The organism is Dapis purpurea BLCC-M126, assembly GCF_050015975.1.
Lineage (GTDB): Bacteria > Cyanobacteriota > Cyanobacteriia > Cyanobacteriales > Microcoleaceae > Trichodesmium.
In genome coordinates, this window is the sequence record NZ_JBNHER010000112.1 from 22,826 (window position 1) to 49,602 (window position 26,777).

The 26,777-nt window shown below is 34.8% G+C and carries 19 protein-coding genes; 10 read left to right on the forward strand and 9 right to left on the reverse strand.

All coding sequences use genetic code 11. The annotated features are described in order from the left end of the window. Positions 1–172 precede the first annotated feature (172 nt). Together ACP6PL_RS10330 and ACP6PL_RS10335 are read right to left on the reverse strand one after the other, a co-directional pair. Complete coding sequence (locus tag ACP6PL_RS10330) at positions 173–754, reverse strand: NINE protein (RefSeq protein WP_426545171.1); 582 nt, start codon at positions 752–754, stop codon at positions 173–175. A gap of 116 nt (positions 755–870) precedes the next feature. Beyond that, on the reverse strand, positions 871–1,950 hold the full coding sequence (locus ACP6PL_RS10335; protein ID WP_426545172.1) for an alpha-hydroxy acid oxidase: 1,080 nt from the start codon (positions 1,948–1,950) through the stop codon (positions 871–873). 128 nt (positions 1,951–2,078) lie between these two features. On the opposite strand from ACP6PL_RS10335, the gene ACP6PL_RS10340 reads away from it, so the two are divergent. Next, positions 2,079–2,495: a CoA-binding protein gene (locus ACP6PL_RS10340; protein ID WP_426545173.1), complete on the forward strand. Its 417-nt coding sequence runs from the start codon at positions 2,079–2,081 to the stop codon at positions 2,493–2,495. Here ACP6PL_RS10340 and ACP6PL_RS10345 read toward each other — a convergent pair. Further along, entirely contained in the window at positions 2,464–3,195 is a 732-nt protein-coding gene (locus ACP6PL_RS10345) for a hypothetical protein (RefSeq protein ID WP_426545174.1), read from the reverse strand. The two genes, ACP6PL_RS10340 and ACP6PL_RS10345, sit on opposite strands and share 32 nt — an antisense overlap. Positions 3,196–4,198: 1,003 nt before the next feature. Between ACP6PL_RS10345 and ACP6PL_RS10350 the strand changes: the two genes are divergently transcribed. After that, positions 4,199–4,624 carry a hypothetical protein gene (locus ACP6PL_RS10350; protein ID WP_426545175.1) on the forward strand — a complete coding sequence of 142 codons (426 nt, stop codon included), beginning with the start codon at positions 4,199–4,201 and terminating at the stop codon, positions 4,622–4,624. A 102-nt stretch (positions 4,625–4,726) separates the two neighbouring features. On the opposite strand, the gene ACP6PL_RS10355 is transcribed toward ACP6PL_RS10350, so the two are convergent. Beyond that, positions 4,727–5,605, reverse strand: a complete 879-nt coding sequence (locus ACP6PL_RS10355; protein ID WP_426545176.1) for a tetratricopeptide repeat protein — start codon at positions 5,603–5,605, stop codon at positions 4,727–4,729. A 753-nt stretch (positions 5,606–6,358) separates the two neighbouring features. Between ACP6PL_RS10355 and ACP6PL_RS10360 the strand changes: the two genes are divergently transcribed. Continuing rightward, complete coding sequence (locus ACP6PL_RS10360; protein WP_426545177.1) at positions 6,359–7,528, forward strand: hypothetical protein; 1,170 nt, start codon at positions 6,359–6,361, stop codon at positions 7,526–7,528. 286 nt (positions 7,529–7,814) lie between these two features. On the opposite strand, the gene ACP6PL_RS10365 is transcribed toward ACP6PL_RS10360, so the two are convergent. Next, a complete protein-coding gene (locus ACP6PL_RS10365) occupies positions 7,815–8,969 on the reverse strand; it encodes a homocysteine biosynthesis protein (RefSeq protein ID WP_426545178.1) in 1,155 nt (384 codons plus the stop codon). Positions 8,970–9,078: 109 nt separating this feature from the next. Next, positions 9,079–10,278, reverse strand: coding sequence for an AI-2E family transporter (locus ACP6PL_RS10370; protein ID WP_426545179.1), 1,200 nt, complete (start codon positions 10,276–10,278; stop codon positions 9,079–9,081). 850 nt (positions 10,279–11,128) lie between these two features. Here ACP6PL_RS10370 and ACP6PL_RS10375 point away from each other — a divergent pair. The 7 genes from ACP6PL_RS10375 (at position 11,129) to ACP6PL_RS10405 (ending at position 21,927) form a co-directional block, all read left to right on the forward strand. Further along, positions 11,129–12,451 (forward strand): class I SAM-dependent methyltransferase, encoded by a 1,323-nt coding sequence (locus ACP6PL_RS10375; protein ID WP_426545180.1) that lies wholly within the window; start codon positions 11,129–11,131, stop codon positions 12,449–12,451. 783 nt (positions 12,452–13,234) lie between these two features. Further along, the gene (locus ACP6PL_RS10380; RefSeq protein WP_426545181.1) at positions 13,235–13,750 is read left to right on the forward strand and encodes a type IV pilin-like G/H family protein; all 516 of its coding nucleotides are present in this window, start codon (positions 13,235–13,237) and stop codon (positions 13,748–13,750) included. A 106-nt stretch (positions 13,751–13,856) separates the two neighbouring features. Further along, positions 13,857–16,085: an O-linked N-acetylglucosamine transferase, SPINDLY family protein gene (locus tag ACP6PL_RS10385; RefSeq protein WP_426545182.1), complete on the forward strand. Its 2,229-nt coding sequence runs from the start codon at positions 13,857–13,859 to the stop codon at positions 16,083–16,085. A gap of 639 nt (positions 16,086–16,724) precedes the next feature. After that, positions 16,725–16,994 carry an element excision factor XisI family protein gene (locus ACP6PL_RS10390; RefSeq protein WP_426545183.1) on the forward strand — a complete coding sequence of 90 codons (270 nt, stop codon included), beginning with the start codon at positions 16,725–16,727 and terminating at the stop codon, positions 16,992–16,994. A 68-nt stretch (positions 16,995–17,062) separates the two neighbouring features. Next, entirely contained in the window at positions 17,063–19,297 is a 2,235-nt protein-coding gene (locus tag ACP6PL_RS10395; protein WP_426545184.1) for an O-linked N-acetylglucosamine transferase, SPINDLY family protein, read from the forward strand. A 1,729-nt stretch (positions 19,298–21,026) separates the two neighbouring features. Further along, positions 21,027–21,668 (forward strand): PEP-CTERM sorting domain-containing protein, encoded by a 642-nt coding sequence (locus ACP6PL_RS10400; protein WP_426545185.1) that lies wholly within the window; start codon positions 21,027–21,029, stop codon positions 21,666–21,668. Between the two features lie 19 nt (positions 21,669–21,687). Further along, positions 21,688–21,927: a hypothetical protein gene (locus ACP6PL_RS10405; protein WP_426545186.1), complete on the forward strand. Its 240-nt coding sequence runs from the start codon at positions 21,688–21,690 to the stop codon at positions 21,925–21,927. Between the two features lie 129 nt (positions 21,928–22,056). Here the strand turns inward: ACP6PL_RS10405 and ACP6PL_RS10410 are convergent, their stop codons facing one another. From ACP6PL_RS10410 to ACP6PL_RS10420, 3 genes are all read right to left on the reverse strand, one after another. Then, the gene (locus ACP6PL_RS10410) at positions 22,057–23,175 is read right to left on the reverse strand and encodes a polysaccharide pyruvyl transferase family protein (protein WP_426545187.1); all 1,119 of its coding nucleotides are present in this window, start codon (positions 23,173–23,175) and stop codon (positions 22,057–22,059) included. A 76-nt stretch (positions 23,176–23,251) separates the two neighbouring features. Next, on the reverse strand, positions 23,252–24,301 hold the full coding sequence (hpsE, locus tag ACP6PL_RS10415; protein WP_426545188.1) for a hormogonium polysaccharide biosynthesis glycosyltransferase HpsE: 1,050 nt from the start codon (positions 24,299–24,301) through the stop codon (positions 23,252–23,254). A 781-nt stretch (positions 24,302–25,082) separates the two neighbouring features. Next, positions 25,083–25,757 carry a PEP-CTERM sorting domain-containing protein gene (locus ACP6PL_RS10420; protein WP_426545189.1) on the reverse strand — a complete coding sequence of 225 codons (675 nt, stop codon included), beginning with the start codon at positions 25,755–25,757 and terminating at the stop codon, positions 25,083–25,085. Positions 25,758–26,777: the final 1,020 nt, after the last annotated feature.

Genomic DNA, 26,777 nt, shown 5'->3' on the forward strand with positions numbered 1-26,777 from the left:
TTTTTTTCCAATACTTTTAATTATGCTTAACAAAGCAGTCAACAGTCACCACTCAGTAGGACTATTTTTTTATGCACTTGAAGGGGATTTAAACCTCACTAATTTCTCCTCTAAAGGCAATGAATTAATAGCTAATAGCTATTAATTCCGCAGGAAATACTTCCATATTTTTTTAAAAAACTTTATAAATAACTGCCCCCGTTTCGGGATGATTGTCTATTTCAACTAATCCCTCTTTATATAAACTTTTTAACAGTTCTTTCATTTCTGGTACTGTTTTATTTGTGGCAATGATACAATCTGCTATAGAAATTCCTTCAGGATGTTTTTTCCCCAATTCAAGAATAATTTGTGTATCCGACTTAGAAGAATTTTTTTCTAAAATTCTCTCTATTTGTTCTTGGGGTAAGTAATTAAATATATCCCCAGAATCTAACCGTTTCTTCATCATTTTTAGATTTTTCTCTTCTACCATTCCAGGAATAAAAAATAAATCTAAAAATTGACCCATTCCTAATAAACCTAAAGTAGCTAACCAGATAGTGCCTGTGAAATATTTACCTGAATAAAATCTATGTAATCCGCAAATACCTAAGAAACTAGAACACCACAAAAGGTAAGCCATACCTGTATTTCTAGTTTCATTTATTTCATTTGCTTTGGGATTATTAACTATTTTAGATTTGTTCATTTTTTTAGTCCCTATATAAATATAAAACTCGATATAAATTTGCAATTTTATAGCACTACGCACTTAGGTTAAGACACTACCTAAATTCTATTTGGGGAGCATTTGGACACCGAAAACTTAATCAGAGATTACTTTTGACTTTTGACTTTTAACTTGCGCTTAGTGCTAGACTAGCTAAATTAACGCACCAAACTACTATCTATATTTTCTATCTTAGCACAGCCACTCAATGCCATTGCCACATCTAATTCATCACGCAATAGCTCCAACAAATGACGCGCTCCAGTTTCTCCGTCCACCGCTAGCGCCCACAAGATAGGACGCCCAATTAAAACTGCTTTTGCCCCTAATGCTAAAGCTTTGAGGATGTCTGTACCTCTGCGGATACCTCCATCCATTAATATATCAACTTGATTTCCTACTGCTGCAACTACTTCTGGGAGAGCATCCATCGTGGCGATCGCTCCATCTAACTGTCTACCTCCGTGATTAGAAACAATAATTCCTTTTGCCCCATGTTCAGCTGCTCGAATGGCATCATCTCCCCGTAAAATTCCTTTGACTACTACAGGTAATGACGTTAATGACTGCAACCATTCGATATCTGCCCAGGTAAGCGCCGGATCGAGTTGATTGGCAAAATAAGCAAATAACCCAGATTCGTCTTCTGTGTCAGGAATCTCTAAATTTGCCATTGATGTTAAATTAGCTAATTCTAGACTAGATGGTAGAGTGAATTGATTTTTTCGGTCTCGTTCTCTGACACCTAAAATTGGCGCATCAACTGTCAAACATAATGCTTGATAACCTGCTGCTTCTGCTCTTTCTACTAAAGCCCGAGTCAGGGAGCGATCGCGATGTACATAGAGTTGAAACCACAATTTTTTTGGTACATTTGTAGCTAATGCCACATCTTCTAAACTTTTAGTTGACATGGTACTTAATACCATTGTCGTACCTAATTCTGCTGCCACCCTTGCTGTTGCTAATTCTCCTTCTGGATGTGCCAAACATTGAAAAGCCATAGGGGCAATTAAAATAGGCATTTTTATAAGTTGCCCCAAAATTTTTGTAGTTAAATTTCGCTGGCTAACATCTACTAACATTCGAGGTCGAAGTTTATATTTTTCATAAGCAGTACGGTTATCTCGCAAAGTAATTTCATCCCATGCACCACTAGCATAATAATCTAGTGCCATTTGAGATAAATGTTGTGGTGCTAAAGACTCATACTCAAAGATATTAATTGGTTTGTTCATTGACTGAAAAAATCAGATTTTTTATAATATAAATATATCAAAATATAACCTCGTTCAGAAGACAATATCAAGTTATATTTATATTTTAACATAGTTCTATTGAAAGTCCCGTATTTCTTGGAAAAATCATGGTAAATTTGAATACAAACGACCGTTTAAAGTTAGATATATTAAAAAATTCTCAAACAATTGCTGTAGTAGGTCATTCTGACAAACCAGACCGTACTAGCTATCAAATTGCTCAGTTTTTACGAGAGGTAGGTTACAAGGTTTATCCGGTTAATCCAGTAGTTACAGAAATTGATGGTCAACCTAGTTATTCTACTTTACAAGATATTCCTGAGCCTGTGGATATTGTTAATGTTTTTCGCCGTTCTGAATATTTACCAGAAATTGTAGAAGCAGCGATCGCTATCCACGCTAAAACTATTTGGACTCAGCTAGGTGTGAGAGATTGGCAATCAGCAAATAAAGCATTAGATGCAGGTTTAAATATAGCAATAGATGTTTGTATTAAGGTTGAGTATTTACGACTTCTTGGCTAACCATTTGTTTATTTTCATCTATTCTTTTACCCCAAAATAACAAAAATCCATAGACAACTAAATTTTCTCCTATTAGTTCAAAAAATTCTTCAAAGGCAATGCGGAATTTTTCAATGAAAGTTATCAAAAAATCCTGTGTAAAAAATAAACTAAGCAGAGGTTGGGCAATATCTTTAAAAACTTCCGCTCCAAATCCTCCAATTGCAAAAATTAACATTCCTAGTAGTGCTAAAAAAGTTTCTTTACGGTAAGAACGCCAAAGAAATCGCAACTCTGAGTAGAAGATAATTAAAGGCATAATAAAAAGAACTATATATAGTTTCAGCCAACCTCGTTCACCTAACGCAGGAATCCAGTTTTTTAGTTGTAGATGAATTTTCCAGACTTCATCAATAGCGCCGTAAATTAGGAGGATAGCAAAGGTTAATTTAAACCAGCGAGAAGGATATATTTTAGAATTCCATTCTTGGAAGAGTAATATCAAAGGTATCAATCCAATTACAAACAGATGTAATGCTTGTAATAAAGAAGAAATAGTCATTTGACCGTTCATGTCAAATGGGGGGTATGGTTGACCGCTGACCAGGATACTGCCGAGGTAAATTATAACTATCAAAAGTTCAAAACTAATTAAGCCAACTAGCAGTAAATTTAGTTTTTTTTGAGAGATAAATTGTTGAGATTTATTTGAGTTTTTCATTTGATATCGAAAGAATAAGCCAGGAATAATTAAGCAGTAAAAATGCCAAATTTATTAGCTATACATCCTAAAAAAATAGTAATTGTTATCCCAATTACTATGTATTAATGCTATATATAGACAACAATTAAATTATTTCTAATTAACACATTCAATATTTTTTTTGATTATTAATAGCTAGTTAACGTCAATTATTATTGTGTTTACTTTTTGCCTATTAAATAAGATATAGAAAATATCTTGAAAAATGGTATTAGGTGCTGGGGAAAAATACTAAATTTTTAAGTAGTCATGAAACAAAGCATTAATCGATGATAAATCATAGAATTAATGCAAATTCAAAAAAGATAGTTACAGTAAAAAAGGAAGTAGAAAATAGGGAATCAGGAATAGGGAATAAAAAAACTCCCTCTTTATTTAATTTTCCTATATGGCAAAATCTAGCTCTTCCCTAACTACAAAAAAAGTTAATGTAGCGTTATTTTTTGAAACTGGAATAATTCAGCAGGGTATATCCCTTTAATTTTCAGGAGGTAAACTGCAAAAATTACTAACTTCCGATCAAAAACCAAGTTTTCTTTTAATCATCAGACAAAATTTAGATCGAGATTCTATTTCCATTAGCTATCATTAAGTATGGGTATTGATCCTTAAGGGGTAAACACCTCTGGGTAATTAACCATACATCAACGAATAAAATAGCCACATACTTCCGTTTATCTATTGAAAGCCTACAAGAATGAATATGGCAATTACGAAAAAACACTCATAAAAAAGTACATTTGTCAATGATATAAATCATTACTCCTCCGTTATTTGATCAATACACAGCCTTAAAGAACCGATATACAATAAAAATGGTATATCAGTAATATTACTGTTAAGACTAAAAACCCTGACACCACCATCCAGAAAGGTTTCTGAGTTGGTCAATTACAAAAGTTAGGCCAGAATAAGTCTCCAAACTAAAAAATCTTTATAAAGTATTGTGGAATTCACTGACATGAAAAATCATTTAATAAAAATAGCTTCTCTTGCTGTTACTACTATTCTTAGTTACAGCATGAGTAATCCACATTCTGCACAAGCAATCAATAATGTACCAGAAATTTTTTTAACAGCTCAAACAACTAAAATTCCTGTCAAAATAGAGCCTAATGTTGTAATTGATGATGTTATCCAAGAAAATTCAAAAGCTACTAATGAACCAATAGCAGTTACACAAACTCTAAATAAACTCTCAGAAAAAAGTAAAATAGAATACAAGTTTCTTAATGCCAATGGCCAAAAAAAATTTGTGAAGGCTAAGGTAGGAAATTGGCAATATAATCTTGAGAAAAAAACTTCTCAACCACTAATAGATCCAGGCATAGTATTAGGATTAGGATTAATTGGTGTTAGTCGTTTATGTGCCAAAAAAAGACCCTGATAATTTATCAGAGCCACATATATTCAGTCATCTCTCCCGCAGTGATTTATTTAGTATTAAGATTTGACTCAGTTCAAACTACTTCCAATCTAGATTATTTTCTCACTCTTGTGTCTTAGTCTCTGTAGAATTTGCCTCCGGAGATACCTGTGCTTCAGAATCAGAATTAGCAGATGCTTCCCGATTTATTTGATCTTTAAATCCAGCAGGAGCTAGCTCTATTGCTTGATTAAAAAGTTCTTGAGAAACTTCAGTATTACCTTGCTCTTTTAACATAATTGCCTTAGCCAAAACAGGCCGAAAATCTTCGGTATTACCCTTAATAGCTTCATCATAAACAGCGATCGCCTCATCGTAGCGTTTTTGCTCCGCATAAACCTGCCCCAAAATCAACTGCACTGAGACTACATCAATACTGTCAGCTTGGACTTGATTTGCAACAGGAGCAGCTTTGAGTGTATCTTGCAATAAACCAATAGCTGCTTCAGGGCGCTCTTGTTGCAACAACAAATTAACCAAACCTTGTAAAGCCTTTAAATCACCAGGTTTGTTCGTCAGAAGGGCACGATAAATCTGAGCAGCACCTTCGCGATCGCCTGTATATGCTTTAGCCTGAGCCAGCAAAACATTATAATCTGTACTACTAGGATTTAGTTCAGACAATTTTTCTAGTGGAGGTATTACCTCCTCGATATTACCTTTGCCTGATTGAATTAACTCTAACTTTACTTGTAAAAGTCCTTGGAGTGCAGTTAAATTGTCTGGCTCTCTTTGTAAAACTAACTCATAACCCCGCGCCTGTGCTAGTAAATCTGCTTCTTTGTCTGCTACAGATGTCTGATTTGGCGATGGAGTTGGTTGATTATTTTGTTGATTGGCCTCTAATAACCCTCCTAACAATGGAGAGAGAGAAAATCCCAAGAAAGCAATTATTACCAGTACCACCACCGCCATCAAAAAACCACGATTTTTATCTACCATTGAATTAAATTCTCCCAACCTTAACAATAGCTTTCAGTCTCACTTAACCATTACTATAGTCAGAGTTCTTAAGCATTTCAACTTCAATACTTTTGAACTAACTGGTGATGAACCGATGGAGTACAACGTGGGTTTCCATCTTCACCAGAAATAGCATCTCACAAAACCGAAGTCTTACCAGACGACCTATTGCTTTTTCGGTTAAAATTTTCAGCAACAATAATTTTTTTTGCCTACATCTTTTCAAGAAAAATTACCTAAACTTTACGGATAAATCAACAATCCAATTGGATTAAGTACAATAGCAAGGTTAATCATCCTACCTAATACTAAATTTTTTTAGCTAGGCTGATATATAAAGTCAATTAGACTTGCCCACTTAAAGCCATATTTTTGGTTTTCAGTCCCACTTGAGGGATAGTCCCCAGAAACCTTAAGTCTAAATAATCTTGTTACAGTGTCTCAGTCTCAGCCTAAGTTAATTAGTCCAATTCTCATAAAATCTTGATTGGTATTAGCAGCTCAGGCCAAAATAACTGTGTTATTGTGAAATATCTGGGCATCTATAGCAGAAGTCAGAAGTTAAATTCTTGCTGTGACTAAATTTTGAGAGGCGTGAGAATATCTTAACCGCCCTGACGACTGCCATAACATTAACCGTTTCTTAATCTAAGATTAGAATTTCTATATAGATTATTACTTGTATTTTCTTATATTCCCATAAGGGATGTATCTCCCCTCATAGGAGTTTTTATGAATTCTTCTGTTAACCACTCCCATAAGACAAATAAATCTACAATATCTCACGAGGCCCATCCTAGTGAGCAAGCTATTAATAAATCAGATATTAACCAAAGTCTTTCCAGACCAACTAATGGCCTAAGTTCTGAGAGTGCTGTGAAATCTATAAATGAATCTTCAGACACAGATATGGCCGAAGAACACTATCAAGGGACTAATAATACTAATACTCTAGCTGTGACAGATACTAAACCAGTGAATTCTGCCAAATCTAACCACCACGATCAAACTGAAACTGATACTCCGACTCAGAATATTACGACTGTGCGACAACATCCAATTGCTTCCCCTAGCGAACCAAAACAGTACCGAGCTATAGGTTTAGTTCGGGGTCGTTACCAACCTTCTACAGAGCAATTTACACGGGGTAACTTACGAACACCAGATGGTTCAGAAATAGATGCTGTATTGTTAGGCCGGGTAATGAGTCTATTAAAAAATCATTTAGACCTAGAATCAGAACATCTCTGGGTAGTTTATCCTCGTACCAGACAAGAAAATAATGACCTACATATTCAAATTATGGGGGTATGGGAACCAGAAACCCTAAGAACAAAAGCAAAATCCTCTACTGAATTAACGAATGAAGAAGAGCAGCAAACTTCTTCTACTAAGGATGATAAAGGTCAAGAAAAAGTACAAGAAACAGAGGATATAGATAACTCTGAAAAAACTACTTTTATTCCTACTGCTGAAATTAAAGATGATGGTTATTTTTCTATCCGAGGAGAAGTAATTTATCAATCTCAAGACGAAGAATATGTAATAGTTAAGGTGCAACAATCAGCTCGCAAAGGTGAAGAAGAACCCAAGTTTTTTAAGCTGAAACTAAAAGGCCATTTAGGCGATCGCCCATTGAATCGTTTCTGGGATTTACATATTCAGCGCCAGGATACATCTCTGGTGATTCAATATGGTAATGATATTGGTAGTCTATTGTTAAATAATCGTCGTCAACCTCTATCAAAAGGCAAAAGAACATTTAATAATAATAATAATAGAAGAAGTAGTTATCCTCGAACACCTCGTTCCAAAAGTAATGATTTTGCAAAAAATTCAACTCCTATTCGCAAAGAAGCTCTTCCTAAACCAACTAAAAGAAAGAAAAATCAAGATGAGTAAGGGAATTAATTTTTTTCAGGTTTAGAGTTTTTCTCAACAAAGTTTTGGGAAAATTCCCAAAACTACTTTGATCTGAAAAAAGCTTACTCAGGTTTAGGCAGAGCTAATTGGTTACATAACTGAAGTCAGAAGTCAGAAAGTTAAATTATTGCATAGTAATGGCGACTGCTATACATCTATAAATTGTCAACTGTAATCTCTAATAAACCCGATCCTATAATATTATAAAATCAAATAAACTCATCCGTAAATTTAGGAAAATTCCTACTTTTTTTTTGCAGATAAGTTAACGTTCTAGAAATGGTAAAAAAGTTCTATCCATAGGAAGTGGAGCAACTGATTCAGTTAGAGTAAATTCTCCGGCTTCAATCCAATCTTTTAACTCTAAGGCAATTTGATCGGATAGGAAAATACTCGTAAGAGGGGCACTTCTGACAACTTTCCCCTCTATTTTTATCCGACCAGATTTGAGTTGAGCATAGCTCACTAGACCAAAAGTTGGACGTACCCGCCGAGGAATTGAAAAATCTACAACTGGCGCAACAATATCTTGGTCTTGAATAGCACAGTTAGCTACTACTTTTTCATTCAAAACAGGTAGAGGAATACCCACACCTAACATAATTGATGGACCATAATTTTTGAAATAACAACCACGTACCCATTGAGATTGCATTTGTTTAGCATCCCCAATTAAGGCTAAAGTCGCAGCAGGTCCAATAGGAGTACGATTAGAAAGACGTTTTTGTAGGGGAAAGTGCTGAGTACCTTCCCAGGTGATATATCCAATACCACCACCCAAAAATATGCGGGTACCAATACCAATTATTTCTAAGTCTGGGTCATTGAATAATGGAGAAATAGCACCAGGATTAGAATAAACCGCATTACCTAAATTTGGTAGGAGAGGCCCAAGATAAGTAAACAGGGGGCGATCGCCACCATTCACACCAACTATAAAATTTTGATATAGATTTCGTGGGTTAAATAAATAAAACTGGTTAATTGTCTCACGGGTAATGGTCGTTTCAAAAGTACCCCGAGGATAACAATCTGTTACTTGACCAATTGCTCTAAGATGGACAGGTTTACCTGCAATTAGGTCTTCGATTATATGACCTCCACCTCTTTCTTTAGATTCTTCAGCATCTTCAGCTATTTGAGTAGCACCAAGATACAAATCTACAGCCCCAAAGCCTGAATAAGCTGGGACTCCATCTAGCCAACAGGAGCGAATTTTGATGGGGGGGTCAGTATGTCCCAAGTTAATGATAGCTCCAGAGGACTCCATTGGTTCAAAAGTGCCAGTTGTAATTACATCAACTTCTTTTGCTGTCTCGGTAATGCTTGTTTCAGCAATTCTGGCTTTGAGTTCTGTTATTGTACAGACAACGGCTTTTTTGTTGGAGATTTTGTCGTTAATTTCAGCAATTGTTCTCATCTATTGAGGGAGTAGGGAGTAGGGAGTAGGGAGTAGGGAATAAGAAAAAACATTGACCACATCACTTGTACCACATTCTGATATCTAACTACTAATAGCTGAATGCTTACTATATTTGTTCAGATGATTCAGAGGTTTCTTCTGAATCGGCAACCCTAGATTCATGTAAATCTTCGCTCAGATTTTCTGCTAATTTTTCTATTTTTGAATCAATTTTGTCTTCTACACAGTTACCTTTTTTAGACATAGCATCAATCATATTTTTTTGAGGAGGAAAATTTTCAACTTGCCAGTTATCAAGAATATCTTTAATTAATAACTCTTTTATCCAAACTTGACAAATAATTGTTAGAGGTAAAGCTAGTAAAAGTCCGGAAAATCCAAAAAAGCTAGCAAAAAATACTTGACCAATTAATGTAATAGCAGGTAACAAAGAAACTTTTCTTGCTATCAAGTAAGGATTCAAAATATTACTTTCAATTTGTTGAATGAGAATATAAATAAGTAAAACTAAAGCAGATTTTAAAGGTGAGTATAAAAGAGCGATCGCTATTGGAGGAATCACACTTATAGTAGGTCCAATATGTGGCATTAAAGTTAGTAAGCCTGCCAAAACAGCTTGAGCTGAAGCCAGGGGAATTTTTAATATAGATAAGCCGATAAAACTGAGTAAAGCAATTACACTCATATTAAATAAAGAACCAATTACCCATCCTCCTAAAGCTATTTCACAACTATCTAAAATTAGGTTGACTCGTTGCCGATAAAAAGAAGGAAATAACTTGATAAACCCTTGACGATAAGAGATTGGATCTGCCAACATCATTATGCTTAAAACCAGAGTTAGTAATAAGCTCAGAAATATGCCAAAAGTATTACCAACAAATGCTCCAGCATTATTAATTAATTGATTAAATATTGGTTGTAGTTGGGGAATAACTTCATTAATATCAATATTTGGTAATTGTTCTCTGAGTCGATTGGGTAATTGATCTTTAAGTATATTCAGCCAATCATTTAATTTATTAATTCCTAGGGGAACAATAGTTATTAATTGTTGAAACTGCTCTGCTAAAGGCGGAACAATCACCCAGAAAAAGGTAACAATTAGTAGGATAAATAAGCTGACCGAGATTAATACAGCAAAAGGTCGCTTAATTCGGAAACGTTGGAGCCACTGGGATAGTTTATTAAGACTAGTAGCAATTACCACTGCAGTAAATACTAACAATAGTAATTGACGAATTTGCCACAATATGTATATAGAAGCGAGGATGGTAAATAGACCAATCCAATTACCTAGGTTCACCGGAATTAGAGTTAAAGTGTAAGTTAAAAATATATGGGTTATATTTTACCTTACTTCTGTTCTAGGTTGCTCATCTTTTGTTAAAAGATAATATAGTTTACCAGTCATACTATTTTGAATTTATAAATTATCCTTCATGGTAATGCTAGTTTGCATCGATGTGCTTTGAGTTTAGTTCAAAATTCAACCCTTCCAGTAGCTTATGATATTCATTATATTGCTCTTGCGGAACAATTATCAGCAGATTTTTATACTGCTGATAGTCGTTTATTTAATAGTGTAAAAAACTGTTTCCCTTGGGTATATTTGGTTAGTTAATTCTGAAAAAATGGCATTTGTTTAAAGTTTAATGGAGAATATATTTAATGTTTTGATTGGAGGGATCGCCTACTCCATATTCTCAACTTCCTGCCTAAGTCGCCACCCCAATAATATCCCTATAACAATGGGAGGTATAAGTACAGCAATCAGAGCATTAATGGCCGTGGAGGGAATAGACAGATAAGGACCTCCATATTTGATTAGTGCGGAAAGTCCTGCAGAAAGAATTAGGACTTTAATAATGAAAATTATTTTATTGTTCATAACTTGTGATGTTACAGCATTTTTAATAAAGATGAGGTACATTTACGATCCCCCTAAATCCCCCTTTTTAAGGGGGACTTTGAAGAGTCCCCCCTTCTCAAGGGGGGTTAGGGGGGATCTAAAACTCTAGCTCACAGAGAACGAGAACTGCTATAAGATCAATCTTCTGTAAAAAATATAACTACTTCAAGCAGGAAAAAGCAATTGTATTATTCTTTAATTATTAATTATGCATTATCAATTATCAATTATCAATTACTAAATTATGAATCATCCCGAATCAGAATTACAAGCAAAAATTCGTCAACAATTTGATGTTATAACTTATCCCAGAGCGCCTGTAGAAAAATCTCCCAAAGATGACTATGAATTACTTTTTATTCATAATCTTGTCACACCATATTATCTGAGAAATCAAAAAGTAATAGAAACTAAAGGTAAAGTTATTTTAGATGCGGGATGTGGTAGTGGTTATAAGGCATTAGTATTAGCAGAAGCAAATCCAGGGGCGAAAATAGTAGGAATTGATATTTCGGAAAAGTCTGTAGAATTAGCTCGGCAACGTCTGCAATATCATGGTTTTCATAATGCTGAATTTCATGTATTGTCCATAGAACAATTACCGACTTTGGGTTTAGAATTTGACTATATTAATAATGATGAAGTGCTGTATTTATTCCCTGATATAGTTACAGGTTTGCAAGCAATGAAGTCTGTTTTAAAACCAGATGGAATTATGAGAACAAATCTCCATAGTTCCCTCCAACGTCATTATTATTTTCGGGCACAGGAAATGTTCCAACTGATGGGATTAATGAATGAAAATCCTGGAGAAATGGAGATGGAAATTGCACGAGAAACTTTGAATGCTTTGAAAGATTCAATCATTCTTAAACGACAAATTTGGAATGCTGAAAAGGCAAAATCTGAAGAATGGATACAGATGAATTATTTGTTTGTAGGAGATAAAGGTTATACCATCCCAGAAGTTTTTGCTGCTTTGAAAAGTGCTGACTTAGAATTTATTAGTATGGTGAACTGGCGACATTGGGAAATTTTAGATTTGTTTAAAAATGAGGACGAATTGCCAGCTTTTCTGGGAATGAGTTTGCCAGAAATTTCTGTAGAGGAACGACTACATTTATTCGAGCTTTTACAACCCATGCACCGTTTGTTGGACTTTTGGTGTGGTCATCCCCAGGAGTGTCAATCTTTTGTCCCTATTTCCGAATGGACTGATTTTCACTGGCAAAAGGCCAAGGTACAACTTCATCCTCAGTTACGAAATTCTCAGGCTAGAGAAGATTTAATTAACTCTATCAATAACCATAAACCTTTTGAAATTAGTAGTTATATTAAAATTGCTACTTTATTTCCAATTCAGATAGAAAGTAGTATCGCTGCTTGTCTGCTACCTCTTTGGGATGGGGTTTGTACTGTTGAATCTTTGGTAGAACGGTTAGTTAAGATTAAGCCATTAGACCCTATTACTCTGGAAACTGTGAGTCAGGATAGGGGTTGGGAGGAGGTTAAAGAATTATTGGATACTTTAGATCCATTTCTTTATGTGCTTTTAGAACATCAGTAGGTTGGGTAAAACGATAATAAAACCCAACACCATTAAAGTTTGTTGGGTTGAGGGACGAAATCCAACCTACTACTATTGTCAGAATTACAGGAGTCGTAACAATACCCAAGAGTATTAGTTATCATACCTAAGTCAATAGAATCTTTAAAATAACCTTCAGAAGCAGCAGTTTATCTTGAGGTTGTGCTATTGGAAGGTAATCCAAAGCGGACATTATTTAGAATATTTGGGATTGAAAGTTGGGATAACGGTGAGAGCTAGTTACGAGGAAAAATAGGAGAAAATAGCAATTTCCTTAAGTCCTTGTTTGTAGTAGGGCTTTAGCCCCTGATATATGCAGAGTTGGCGCTCAAAAGAATGAAAGTGTTTACTGATATTGCTTTTGGGATTTTTAAGTCTGGAAAAAGTGTGCTCGCTTTGAGTTGAAAAGCCTCAAAAAGTTAGTATCAACAGCAAGATTTGGACAGAGAAATTGAGGGATAATTCTTCCTGCTGCCTTCTCGCTCATTTCTGACTCTTCCTGTCTCCTGTCTTCCCCTCCAGGCTCCCCTACCTGGGAGGGGCGGGGGTGGGTTGTCTTCTGACTCCTACCCTCACCCATAATATTTTTGAGCCCAAACCCTATGTATCTCTGGGCTGAAGCCCAACTACGAGCCTAATTATAATTAGCTCTTGAGATGTCCCTTAAAAAAATTTCCTGGGATGATGATATAAATTTTTGTCAAGGTGGGTAAGTTAGATTCAGGAGAAAAAAATTATTGTCCAATTGTTATAGGAGAAAAAATGAAAACTGAATTTAAGGCTAAGTTCTTACAGCACGTTGCTAAGAAGAGAAAAGAAGAGGGTTTCACTCTGATTGAATTGTTGGTAGTTATCATCATTATCGGTATTTTGTCTGCTATTGCTTTGCCTTCTTTCTTGAACCAAGCTAACAAAGCGAAGCAGTCTGAAGCAAAGCAGTATCTAGCTTCTATTAACAAAGGTCAGCAAGCCTACTATGTAGAAAACAGTGAATTTACTGCTCAAATTACTGATTTGGGTCTAGGAATTAAGACTGAAACCGAGAACTATACTTATGAAGTAGTATCTGCAGATCCTTCATCATCAGCTCAAGCTTATACTTCGTCCACAGGTGGCGGTTTAGCAGGATATGCTGGTCTAGTATTCTTAATTGATGCAGGTGACGGCGCTCAGACTTCTCAAACTATTTTGTGTGAGGGAGCTATTGGAGAAACTGCTGCTCCTACTGTAACTGCAACAGACTGCGCTGATACGGGCGGTTACACAAAAGCTCTGTAGGTTAACCTCAACGATAATTTATACTTTGCAAGGTTAAACCCTGACATTTTGCCAAATAGAGTTTAAAAGGTAGTGTTTAAAACGCTACCTTAGTTTTTTTTAACCTATGTTTACCAATCTAAATAATAAGTTGCAACAACAAGCAGAGAAATATTTAAGCACTGAAAATTATCATAAAGCTGTTGATTTGTACGAAAAAGCTATAATAGAAAATCCTGAAAATAAGTCTTGTTACTGGGAATTAGGTTTAATACTCTTATTAGAAGGACGGGAAGAAGAAGCACAAACAACTTGGTTGTTAGGGATGGCTGATGGGGAACCTGAACAAGTCGAGAGCTGGACAGCAGAATTAGTTGAGGTACTGCTAAAAGAAGCTAATAGAAGAACTGCTTTAAAAGAATTGTTTGTAGCTGAAGGAATTCGCCAGCATATCAGGGAACTTGACCCAACTAACCTCAATAATTTATTGCAAATAGTTGATATATTGATTACTCAGAAAACTTATAGAGGTGAACAACTAACTGAGTATGAAGTCATCAATTTATTGCAAGTTGAACCCCTGCTTGAGGTTAACTCAGAACTATTGCTTCATATACTCAAAAAGTTATTAGTTAGCTATCCCAAACATCCCTCATCTCTGGAATTTACAGCGGCTTCTCTAAGGCATATTCAAGCAGCAGAAAAGGAACTTACAACTGTTTTAAATAGTTTAATCCCTGCTTTTTATGAAATTGCTTACTCCTATAACAAAGTTGCTCTGGCTAAAAATTATGCTGAATTACTTTTACCATTTGTGCCCAATAGTAGAGAGCTAAAGCAAAGCATATCGCAATTTTGTACGGATTTAACAGAATATGAGGAAAGTATCAAATATGCTAAAGAATCCTATGCGATCGCAGAAAAAATAGAGGATAAAGTTTATAACAATCATATGATTATACGAGCAGCAATTGCTGCAGGAGGTTATAATCAGGAAGTTAGAGAAATTCTGGAGCGTCAAAAATTGCTACTTAAGGAGATGATAGCAACTTCACCAGAAATTGAGGTTGGAGTTGCGATGTCACTATTTAATACTACTTTTTTCTTTCCTTATGTGCTTGACGATCCTGCTATAAATATTCAACTTCGCTCTCAAGTTTCAGAGTTTTGTCAGATAAATATAGAACAAGGCTGGAAGGAAAGAGTAGAAAAATACTCTGCTCGATTCTCTAAAAAGCAATATTTATCAGAAAGACCTTTAAAAATTGGATACCTTTCTCATTGTCTCAAAAGACATTCAGTTGGTTGGATTGTACGTTGGTTATTTGAATATCATAATCAAGAAAAGTTTCAGATATATGCTTATTTAATTGGTGCTAAAGACCGAGGTGATAGTTTACAAAGATGGTATATAAATCATGTAACTAAGGCTTATTTATATGGCTCGGTAGTCTCTTCGGAAGTTGCAGAGCAGATTTATGAGGATGAGATAGATATTTTAATCGATCTAGATAGTCTGACTTTAACAAATAGTTGCTGCATTATGGCACTAAAACCAGCCCCAATACAGGCAACTTGGTTGGGCTGGGATGCCTCTAGCACACCAGGAATTGACTATTTTATTGCCGATCCTTATGTATTGCCAGAAAATGCTCAAGAGTATTATTCTGAAAAAATCTGGCGACTACCTCAAACTTATGTAGCAGTTAATGGGTTTGAAGTTGGAGTGCCAAGTTTGCGTAGGGATAACTTGGGTATTCCTAACGATGCAGTGGTATATTTTACTGCCCAAAGAGGACCGAAATATAATCCTCAGATGTTGAGATTGCAAATGAAGGTGATCAAAGAGGTTCGCAATAGTTATTTTGTAATGAAAGGTTTTGGTAACGAAGAATTCCTCAATGAAATGATAATTGAAATAGCAGAAGCGGAGGGAGTGAGTTGTGATCGCATTAAGTTTACTGGTAGAGTAATTTTAGAAGAAGTTCATCGAGCAAATCTAGCAATAGCAGATATTGTTCTTGATACCTACCCCTACAATGGTGCAACAACAACATTAGAAACTCTGTGGATGTGTATTCCTATTGTGACAAGAGTAGGTCAACAATTTGCTGCTAGAAATAGCTATACAATGATGATGAATGCTGGAATTACAGAAGGGATTGCCTGGACAGATGAAGAATATGTAAATTGGGGTATTCGTCTAGGTAGAGATGAAAATTTACGCAAACAAGTATCTTGGAAATTACGCCAGTCTAAACGCACTGCACCGTTGTGGAATGCCAAACAATTTACTCGCGAAATGGAAAATGCTTATAGGCAAATGTGGCAGAGGTATATTGAGGGTGGGTGTTGAGATTATTTTGGCTATGTTAATAGTTCTCCAGGAGGTTAAATGGTTTTATTGTTGCCTCGCAATGACAGTGATGTTTGAATTGTCATTGCGAGGGGGATAGTTTGTCAGGCGGTTAGTTGAGTTAATTATTCCCCCCCGAAGCAATCTAATCAGTAGGATGAATTTTAGAATTGAGATTGCTTCGGCTATGTTAATGATTTCTCCAGGAGGTTAAATGTTTTTATTGTCGCCTCGCAAGGACAGTGATGTTTGAATTGTCAAACTGTTGGTTGAGTTAATTATTCCCCCCCGAAGCAATCTCATCAGCAGGATGAATGCTATATTTGAGATTGCTTCGGCTATGTTAATAATTTCTCCAGGAGGTTAAATGTTTTTATTGTCGCCTCGCAAGGACAGTGATGTTTGAATTGTCAAACTGTTGGTTGAGTTAATTATTCCCCCCCGAAGCAATCTCATCAGCAGGATGAATGCTATATTTGAGATTGCTTCGGCTATGTTAATGGTTTCTCCAGGAGGTTACATGGTTTTATTACCGCCTCGCAATGACAGTGATGTTTGAATTGTCATTGGGAGGTGGGATAGTTTCTCAGGCTGTTAGTTGAGTTAATTATTCCCCCCCGAAGCAATCTCATCAGCAGGATGAATGCTATATTTGATGATGAAAAAATGCGCTATATGGCTATATGGGTAGGATGGTATAAATATAAATGCATTCATCAATGTATTATACATATTAATATTGTTGAAGGTTGTATTTTAATTCAGTCTAATGATATGGAAGAATCAATAGTTGCGAAACTAGCAGGAATGGGAATTTATGAAGATAAAATTAGATTAGGTTTCATACATCCTAAACATCAAGAACATATAGAAAAAGAAGCCAATGTAGTTTCTATGAGTATTATCTAATTTACAGCATATTCTGTTTAGCTAAACCTAAGTTTTAAGTTTAATCAATAATCAACTCTAATTTAACTATGATTTCTGAACAATTAACAAATGATTTAGTAGCTTTACAAAAACAAGCTCATCAGTATTTAATTAAAGGTAACTATACTAAAGCTGCCAGTTGTTTTGAACATGCGATCGCCATCGAACCAAATAATAAATCTAACTACTGGTATCTTGGTTTAATGTTTCTTCTACAACAGCAAGAAGAAGAAGCCCAAATGACTTGGCTTTTAGCTATGGCAGATGGAGAGTCAGAAGAGATTGAAAATTGGAATGCTGAGTTAGTTGATATTCTCAATCAAGAAGCAAGTAGACAGGCAAAAAATAATGAATATCAAACAGCTTGGATAATTCGTCAACACATCAGAGAAATTTACCCACAAGATATTAATAACTTATTGTGCTTAGTTTATTTATCTATAGAAATAGGAACTTATACAACAGAAACTTTAGCTGAGTGGGGTGTAATTGAGTTACTAGAAACTGATAAATCTGTAAGTCTTAATCAAGAATTATTAATGCTTACTTGGGATAGAGTTTTAAAAGCAGCAGCTTCAGAAACATCTTCATTTGAGTTAACTAAGGCGATCGCTCCTCATATTCAAGACTCTCAAAAATTTATTAATATTCTCCTACAATTAGTTTATGAATTCGCTTATGCTGCCCATCAAGTTTCTACAGCAATAGATTTCTGCAAGATTGGTTTAGAAGTAGCAGCAAAAGATTCAAGATTGCTAGAAACACTAGCTAAATTGTGTACTGAAACAGGAGATTATACTGAAGCTATAGAGTATGCACAACTAGCATATTCAGTGGTGGAAACTATACCAGAACAACTATATCAAAATCTAGCAGTTATTAAAAGTATGATTACTGCAGGTGGGTATTGGGATGAATTATCTCCTTTTATTCAAAGGCAAAAATCACTAATAAGTAAAGTAGTTGATGAAGAGCCTAAAGATTTAGGTACATCAGAACTTTTAATAGGTTTATATAGTTCGTCTTTTTATTTTCCCTATATCCAAGATAACCCTCAAGAAAATCTCAAAATCAGACAACAAATTAGTCAACTATGTCAAACAAATATTAAAATATCTTGTGCAGAGAGGATTCAAAAATATAGCAACAGAAATAATACCTTACCCCAAACAGCTAAATCATTAACAAGATCTTTAAAAATAGGATACATTTCATCTTGTTTCAGGAGACATTCAGTAGGTTGGTTAGCTCGCGGTTTGTTTGAACACAGCGATCATGAAAAGTTTGAAATTTATACTTACATGATAGCATCAAGGCTTTTCTACGATCCTCTCAAAGAATGGTATACTGCTCATTCTGACAAAGTACATCAATATGGTTTGGTGACAATGGATGTAGCAGAGCAAATTTACAATGATAAAATAGATATATTAATTGAACTAGATAGTCTGACATCTAATACTATTTGTGGTATTATGGCACTGAAGCCAGCACCTATACAAGTTAGCTGGTTAGGGTGGGATGCTTCAGCAATACCAACTATTGATTATTATATTGCCGATCCTTATATACTACCAGAAGATGCTCACGAATATTATCAGGAAAAAATTTGGAGACTCCCGGAAACTTTCTTAGCAGTAGATGGGTTTGAAGTTTCTGTGCCAACTATTACCCGTGCAGATTTAGAAATTCCTGATGATGCTGTAGTTTATCTGGGATCGCAAAGAGGTCCAAAATATAATCCACAAATAGCCAAGTTACAGATGCAAATTTTGAGGGAAGTTCCTAATAGTTACTATATTATTAAAGGGTTTGGTGAACAAGATTCTATCAACCGTTTCTTTTTTGAAATAGCTGAAAAAGAAGGGATAGCTAGAGAAAGGATAAAATTTATTTCTAGGGTGAAACTAGAAGAAATTCACCGCGCTAACTTAGAAATAGCAGATATTGTCTTAGATACCTATCCTTATAATGGGGCAACAACAACTATGGAAACTCTCTGGATGTGCATCCCAATGGTAACACGGGTTGGTCAACAATTTGCAGCACGCAACAGTTACACGATGATGATGAATGCTGGCATCACTGAAGGTATTGCTTGGAGTGATGAGGAATATGTGGAGTGGGGAATTAGATTAGGGAAGGATGAGAAGTTGCGGCAGGAGATATCCTGGAAGTTGAGAAAGTCGAGACAAACTGCTCTGTTGTGGAATGCGAAACAGTTTACCCGCGAGATGGAAAAAGCTTACGAGCAAATGTGGCAGAGGTATATTGATAATTAATAATTGATAATTGATAATTAGGGTTTGCTGAAAAAAGTGGAGTGTGGTGAGTATTGAACCAAATAATAAATCCAACTACTGGTATCTTGGTTTAATGTTTCTTCTACAACAGCAACAAGAAGAAGTCCCCTCGCAATGACAGTGATATTTGAATTGTCATTGCGAGGGGGATAGTTTGTCAGGCTGTTAGTTGAATAAATTCTTCCCTCCCGAAGCAATCTCATCAGCAGGATGAATGCTATAATTGAAATTGCTTCGGCTATGTTAATGGTTTCTCCAGAAGGTTAAATGGTTTTATTACCACCTCGCAATGACAGTTATGTTTGAATTGTCATTGCGAGGGGGGATAGTTTCTCAGGCTGTTAGTTGAGTTAATTATTCCCTCCCGAAGCAATCTCATCAGCAGGATAAATGATGTAATTGAGATTGCTTCGGCTATGTTAATGGTTTCTCCAGAAGGTTAAATGGTTGTACTATCACCTCGCAATGACAGTGATATTTGAATTGTCATTGCGAGGCGGGATAGTTTCTCAGGCTGTTAGTTGAATAAATTCTTCCCTCCCAAAGCAATCTCATCAGCAGGATGAATGCTATAAGATTACTTCGGCTATGTTAATGGTTTCTCCAGAAGGTTAAATGGTTTTATTCGCCTCGCAATGACAACAGGAGTTTTATTGCTTATTTAAAATGCTAGGGAAGATAGAATTAAACGCTATAGGAATAGAAATATAACTTTATGTCAAACAGTAGGAGTGATTTCCTACGGAATGCTCTGCAAACGCGAATCGTCCCTACAGGGTTTTGATTGTGGCGATGTGGTTCATCAATCTAAAAGACTGTAATTTATCTTCGTTATCTTAGGGTGCTAAAGGGCAACAACAAATAAAGACTTTTTTACCACTAACTCATTCCTTACCCACAGCTATCCGTAGAAACTAGCGATTCTCATAGATATATATATGTCTGAACTAATAATTTCTCGTAGAAACACAGCTTTGCGTGCGTAAGTCATATTACGGAGATTTTCCGAATTGAGTAGATGATACTCTGTTTAGCAAATTCATTCTAAGTTGTCAATGATCGTAGACAGATTTTACCAATATTTGATATTTAGGGGAATAATGGACTTTAATCAGGGTTTTTGTCTTACATATCTATGTATGATCACAGTTGAGTACATGATAGTTTATTTAGCAGATGCATCTCAACTTGTCAATGATCTCATGGAAACTTTACCAAAAATAGGGATTTTGTCTCAAAGATGGTTTTATTTACGTATCAACATTTTAGTCACATCAGTTAATTGCTTCCTACGAGGAGGTAGGTTTGTGGGTGAAAATCTAGATCTAGCTTTTTTTCCTGATTTTTCATACAAAAAGCGTAGTTACGATAAATTAACTAGGCATAAAATACTAATCGGCCATATTTTTCATACTTAGTTATATGTAGTAAAAATTACACTAATATCAAAAATCTCTCTGTTCAAACAGCATTAAATAAAATCATATTTTTCCGAAAAACTTTAAAGATTCGGTAAAGTCTTTCAAAAGGGGTTGCCATACTTAAGTAGGATTAGCTAGATTATATTCATGAGGGCAAGAGAGGTTAACAACCACCTTAAAAATACTGATAAGTTTAAAGCTTTTAAAAAGTAAAAAGGCTAAATAAAATAAGTATTATCCTCATAATTGCAAAAAAAAAGTTACATACTAATTAAGGAGTCTTCAAAATGAAAAACCAAATCGTTGCTTCCATCGCTGCTATTCCTTTCGCTGTAGGTACTATGTTTGCTGGCACTGGTGCTGCAGAGGCTGCTGCATTGAGTGGTAATATAACTATTAACGGTAATGGTGATATAAGTGGAGTTGGTGGTGGTGTTACCAAAGTAGATTTTATAGACGTTGACGACATTATGGCCACCGGAGATTTTGCTAAGTTTGATCCTGATTTTACAGCTACACCTGTAAATTCAGTAATACCTGTAGATTCTCCAAACTATATTAATATTCAGGATTTATACCTAACTCCAACAGGATTTAACCCATCTGTTGATCCTCTTGTATCTTTTATAGATTTTGGCGAAAGAACATTACAACCAGGTGGTGAAGTAGGAAATTTAACCTTTGATCTATATGAGCCAGAGGAAGAAAATATTCTTATAGTTGGTGAATTCGTGGCCTCGTTTAAAGCAGATGGTGTATGGAAATTTAATGGTGAAACTATTGCAGAAGGTGGTGTTAGTATGACTGATGCTGGCGTGGGAAGCTATACAATATCTTTGACAGTAGCAACTCCTGAACCAACTACATTATTCGGCCTTGGTGTAGTTGCTACAGGTTTAGTAGCTAGCCGTCGCAAGAAAAGCTCCTAAGCTGAAGTCTGGTGATGGGGTGAGCGATCGCCCTCCTCTGACTAATTCTACTAATATTAGTGAGAGTCTCACGAGTCTAGAAAAAAATAGGCGATCGCATTATCCTTCTCTATTGTTAATATCTTTAGTTAATAGTTACAAAGCATTTTCCGATTTAATTTATATTAAACTTGGGTATCTACCATTATTAGCATCTACTAGCATTCAAGCTGGTATTAAGAGTATTAAAAATCTTATATCATGTTATTTCAAATCCTAGAAATTTCTCTTCTATCAGGAAATTATTCAAAATTATTGTGAGTTGTGACATAGCTCCAAAAAAAGTTAAAATTATCAGGGTGATTAATAGTAGGGATGATCGGTAAATCATTTCTACTTTTTAAGTTGACTATGCCAAAAGTTCTTGAATACTCGCTTCAATCTGAGTAATATCTGAGACAAATCTACAAAAAGGAATATCGTAACTCCAAGTCTCATAAAATCCTTGATTCTTGTGATAAGAATTTTGTAAAAATATATGAGGTATATTCAAAAGTACACAGAGAATATGCCCATGCAAACGATTGGTAATAATCAAACGATACTTTTGAAACTGATAAATTCCACTATGGAGGAAACTTAAAGAAAGACGGTGCAGAGATGGATTATCCACAGAACTAAAATCCATATTTTCTGTAGCAGTTTTCAACCAAACTCGTCTATCTATTAATTCTTGAGGTATTCTTAAACCCCGTTGCCAAACTTCTCGATAAAGTTGAGCTAATATTGGTCTAAATCGAGAATTAGCATTTCCCAGAATCCATTTTTGATTATAAGAAACCCAGTCAGCAACTACCAAATTAGAAATTGCCATTGATTCTGGTAAAAAACTTTGATTTAACTCTTTATCTGTTCTGTTATGATACAAAATAGAATTTTCAGGATTTCTAGGAACAGATAAAAAAGGCATTCCCGCCATTTGAAAAGCCAGATCTGGAGCTAGAATAACTCGACAGTTATCAAAATGTTTGATGGCAATATCATAACTGTAGTGATCGCGTACACATACAGTTAAATTGGGATGAGAATTAAAAACCTTTGCCGACTTTTCCAAATAACTTTGGTTCTGAAAATAAATAGTTTGTGGCATCACAATAATCTGGCGATGATGATTTTGAGCTATCACATTTTCACGGAATTTTTGATGTCCATACCAGATATCTCCTAGATTTCCTCCACCATGTAAAATAATTGGAGAATCACCAATTTTTTCATCCATCTTAGCTTGAGAAAAATATTCCGCACTGGAAGCATAAGCTATTTTTGTCTTGAGTACATTAGTTAAATAAAAGACAGTGCCCAACCAAATTAGATGGTCTCCAATATTGATATCACGAGGATATTGTAGTAAAGCACATTGTTCAAAATTTCCCAAGTTTTTGAGAGATTCATGCAAAATTTTTTTAATGGTAGAGCCATTAGAATGCTTAATTGATTGATTGCTAGATATATCAGTTTGTAAGAACATTAATTTCAGCTATATATTGGTAGTTGTAATCTTAAAAAAAAGGTATTTTTAAACACTATAGAATTGAGTTTTCAGATTAAAACTCTGTTCTATGTACTTTCCTTACAGATTCAGCAAAAATTATTTTGTTATTCCCCAATATAGATAATACTAATTTGAGGATGTTTTTTCTGAAGTTTCTCAGATATTGCCAGCAGTTATAGATAGGGCTGTAAAAACTAGCCAATAAGAATTTTAGTTCACAAACAGCAATAATATCAGTCTGTAAAACTAAAGAATATTTGAGCAAATGAACAATAATTTTCTTGAAGTCATTAATTAGATAAAATGGTATTACTAATGGCTTTTGCCATTGAGAGAAATTTAAGATTCTAGTTTGATATCGAGTCAAACCAATAGATTGAAAAAACTTAATTAAATAATCTTTTTCCAGACGGTATTTATATATTTTGTGTTCAATTTCCATTTCTGGAACAAACCAAATTTGCCAACCGTTTTTTCTGATATGTGATAGCATTTCTACATCTTCCCCAGTCTGTGGAAGAGTAACACTTTCCAGAACACTTTCTAACCAAGCTTGTTTACGAATAACTATTCCTGCACCAACAGGGTAAACTCGTTGATAAACAGACGGATATTTTTCGTTGTAACAAAATGCTTCTTTGGCTTTTTTCAGAGCAAAAAAGCTCGCTACTCTTTCAAAATTTGGTGGTGGAGTCACTTCAAATATTCCATGAGACTGACCGCCATAAGCACCGACTTGAGGATGAGATTTGCCAAAGGTATAAGCTGCTGTTACCCAATTAGGAAAAGGTAAGTTGTCATCATCAAGAAAACCTATCAACTCGCTTTGAGCTTTTTTGATTGCACATTTTCTGGCAAAAGCCAATCCCTGTCGTGGTTCAAAGTAATATTTAATTGGATGATTTTTATCCCATTTAGACTGATATTTTTTTATGATTTTGGCAGTATTATCATTACTATTATTATCAATAATAATGATTTCCCAAGAAATTTTTTGTTGCTGAATTTTTGTGTATTTTATACACTCTCGTAGTTTTTCCAAAACATCAGCAATACGAGTTTCCCCATTATAAGTACAGATTGCTACAGTGAAGTCAACCATAATAGTTATATTCTTAATTTATTAATTACTTTCAAAAACAACTTGGGCTATCTTTGCTATTTATTACCCATTAAATTTGTATATTTTGATTGTAGTTGCTAATAAAATAAATTGGGAATCGTATAAATTGCGGAAAAAATATAGTTAATTTTATATCCACGCAAAAAAGTTTTCGATCCACTTACTGTATCGAAAATAATCTGTTATTATTCTAAGATAAAATGCTCTATAATATAAAGCTTGATTATATGAAACACTAAAAATTTTACTACAGATTTCCCCCTTAAAAAAACTGGGTTAGGGGGATAGTCTATAGCATCAATTATTCTATTTCATATTATAGAAGCGGGTTGAGATCGAAATCTCTGGTGTTTCACATTTACCGTTTATAGAGATCTGTCCCATAACCTTGATTACAAATAAGGATAATTTTCAAGAGAGTCTGTCCTAGATTTTGCTGAGACTTGCGAATGACGCCAGCTTATTTTAACTGCAAACCAGCAGTTGAAATAAGCTGGCTAAACTCGGATTACTCATGATTAGGTTGTATTCAAGAATTGAGAATTAAGAATTGAGAATTGAGAATTACCTCTCCTTGAAAAGAAGAGGATTGACGAACAGGAAAATTTTGATTTATTATCCCCTTAAAAGAGTAGGCTTTAAACCACAAGATTTCGGTAACTACAGTAATTTGAAATATTAAAATCCTTGCTAAATATACCCCCCTTTTTAAGGGTATAGGGGGGATATCCCGTAGCATAATTTTTTCTATTTCATATTACTAGCTATTCTTTTTCTTCAAACCGAAAGCAGAAGCAGCAGCGACTAAACCTAAACCTAGCATTGTTGAAGGTTCTGGGACTGCTTCTGAGGTTGCTACTGTACCAGAAAAAGCAGCATCTAATAATTGATTGTCCATAACTGCATTTTGAACTTCTTGAAGGCTTTGTTGCACTTGGAAAGTGATACTACCAGTGGCATCAGTCTCCATTCCATCTTTAAGAAAATATCCCATGAAGCCTAAGTTGACATCAGTTGAGTCTGTATTATCAATGAACGTAAAGTCTGAGACTGATTCCAAGAATAACACAGTTCCATCATTCAACGCTATAAATTCCTGTGCTGCATTAAATGTAGTTTCACTCCCATCTGTTGCATTAAGACCAGTTAAATCGAAGATATCTGCCATACTATTGTTTGCGAACCCAAAGTCTTCTTGTGCAAGTTTTACAGATATTTTTGGATCTAATCCCGATGGATCGGTTACAAAGTCAAGTTCTTGATCGTTAAACTGAACTGTAGTAGCAGGAATAACAAACTCACCCAAGTCAACTTGATCTGAACCATCAAACTGAAAACCACCACTTAAAGTTGTAGCATTAGCAACACCAGGATTGAATACAGTACTTACTGCTAAAGGAGCAGAAACGAGAGCAGTAAAGATTAGATTTTTCATGTTTAATTCCTTTGTTTTTGTTAGTGAGTTTTGATTGAATACAAATGTTATCAGCCAATTTGCTGATATCAATTTAATTCCTTGTGTTGGCAGCTACAAATTGCATTTCGTGCGCCTGTAAAACAATATAGCAAGCAATTAGTTGCTATTCCCTTATTTATACTTATCTTCATCAAAACTTTAAGAAAAAAGCATTTTTTGTCGTGATAAATACAGTTATTTGTAAATATTTAATTAAGTAGATATGATTGTTCCGGAAATCAATTATAGCCTTGGAATACTATAGATCGTCTCGACAAAAAGTTATTTATTTTATTTATTTTTTAGGGTTTGTATAAAAAAATATTTATTTTTTCCGGATAGTTAATATCCTTCTAGAATAATATAGAATTACCTAAGAAAAAAAAGTTATTAATATTTTTTTCCGGATAAGTAGTATTGCTCTAGAATAATGTATTTTTGTTTGAAAAAATCCCTTGGTTGGACTGATATTTGAGTACTGTAGAAAATATGTTGGTCAAACCAGACAGATAGTTATAGCAATCGAAGCAAAGGTTAGGACATTTATAAATTCTCAAACTTAGTCATAAATTATTTTTGACTTTTGCCTTTTACCTTGCGCGTAGCGCTATATGCTTGCTTAAACATTTTGAAGAGGGAAGAAGAAACAGACAAAAGGCAATTTTGCGATCGCAATTATCATAAGTAGACGATCTCATGTTCAGATTCAGATCGGCGTGTTATCAAAAAAGTCTTTATTTGTAGTTGCGGTGAATGCGTTCAAAATATATCTAGGAACGCACTCACTGCAATAAGAAGTCTAATTATCAGTATGTAACTGAAGGAGGTATTGAAACTTGTGGTGAATCCTTCTAGTTTCATATATTTTCTGCTTCAAGCTGAATAAAACAAGGTATGATCAGGAATTGTTATACCGTTTCAGGGAAGTCAAAAGTCATTAGGGGGAGAATTGACTTAATCAAAGAATAACGATATAATACGTAAAAAAGCATACTTTTA

Coding starts and splice junctions, on each gene's coding strand:
- ACP6PL_RS10335 (WP_426545172.1), bottom strand. CDS start 1,950: ATGAACAAACCAATTAATATCTTTGAGTATGAGTCTTTAGCACCACAA.
- ACP6PL_RS10340 (WP_426545173.1), top strand. CDS start 2,079: ATGGTAAATTTGAATACAAACGACCGTTTAAAGTTAGATATATTAAAA.
- ACP6PL_RS10345 (WP_426545174.1), bottom strand. CDS start 3,195: ATGAAAAACTCAAATAAATCTCAACAATTTATCTCTCAAAAAAAACTA.
- ACP6PL_RS10350 (WP_426545175.1), top strand. CDS start 4,199: ATGAAAAATCATTTAATAAAAATAGCTTCTCTTGCTGTTACTACTATT.
- ACP6PL_RS10355 (WP_426545176.1), bottom strand. CDS start 5,605: ATGGTAGATAAAAATCGTGGTTTTTTGATGGCGGTGGTGGTACTGGTA.
- ACP6PL_RS10360 (WP_426545177.1), top strand. CDS start 6,359: ATGAATTCTTCTGTTAACCACTCCCATAAGACAAATAAATCTACAATA.
- ACP6PL_RS10365 (WP_426545178.1), bottom strand. CDS start 8,969: ATGAGAACAATTGCTGAAATTAACGACAAAATCTCCAACAAAAAAGCC.
- ACP6PL_RS10375 (WP_426545180.1), top strand. CDS start 11,129: ATGAATCATCCCGAATCAGAATTACAAGCAAAAATTCGTCAACAATTT.
- ACP6PL_RS10380 (WP_426545181.1), top strand. CDS start 13,235: ATGAAAACTGAATTTAAGGCTAAGTTCTTACAGCACGTTGCTAAGAAG.
- ACP6PL_RS10385 (WP_426545182.1), top strand. CDS start 13,857: ATGTTTACCAATCTAAATAATAAGTTGCAACAACAAGCAGAGAAATAT.
- ACP6PL_RS10390 (WP_426545183.1), top strand. CDS start 16,725: ATGAATGCTATATTTGATGATGAAAAAATGCGCTATATGGCTATATGG.
- ACP6PL_RS10395 (WP_426545184.1), top strand. CDS start 17,063: ATGATTTCTGAACAATTAACAAATGATTTAGTAGCTTTACAAAAACAA.
- ACP6PL_RS10400 (WP_426545185.1), top strand. CDS start 21,027: ATGAAAAACCAAATCGTTGCTTCCATCGCTGCTATTCCTTTCGCTGTA.
- ACP6PL_RS10410 (WP_426545187.1), bottom strand. CDS start 23,175: ATGTTCTTACAAACTGATATATCTAGCAATCAATCAATTAAGCATTCT.
- hpsE (WP_426545188.1), bottom strand. CDS start 24,301: ATGGTTGACTTCACTGTAGCAATCTGTACTTATAATGGGGAAACTCGT.
- ACP6PL_RS10420 (WP_426545189.1), bottom strand. CDS start 25,757: ATGAAAAATCTAATCTTTACTGCTCTCGTTTCTGCTCCTTTAGCAGTA.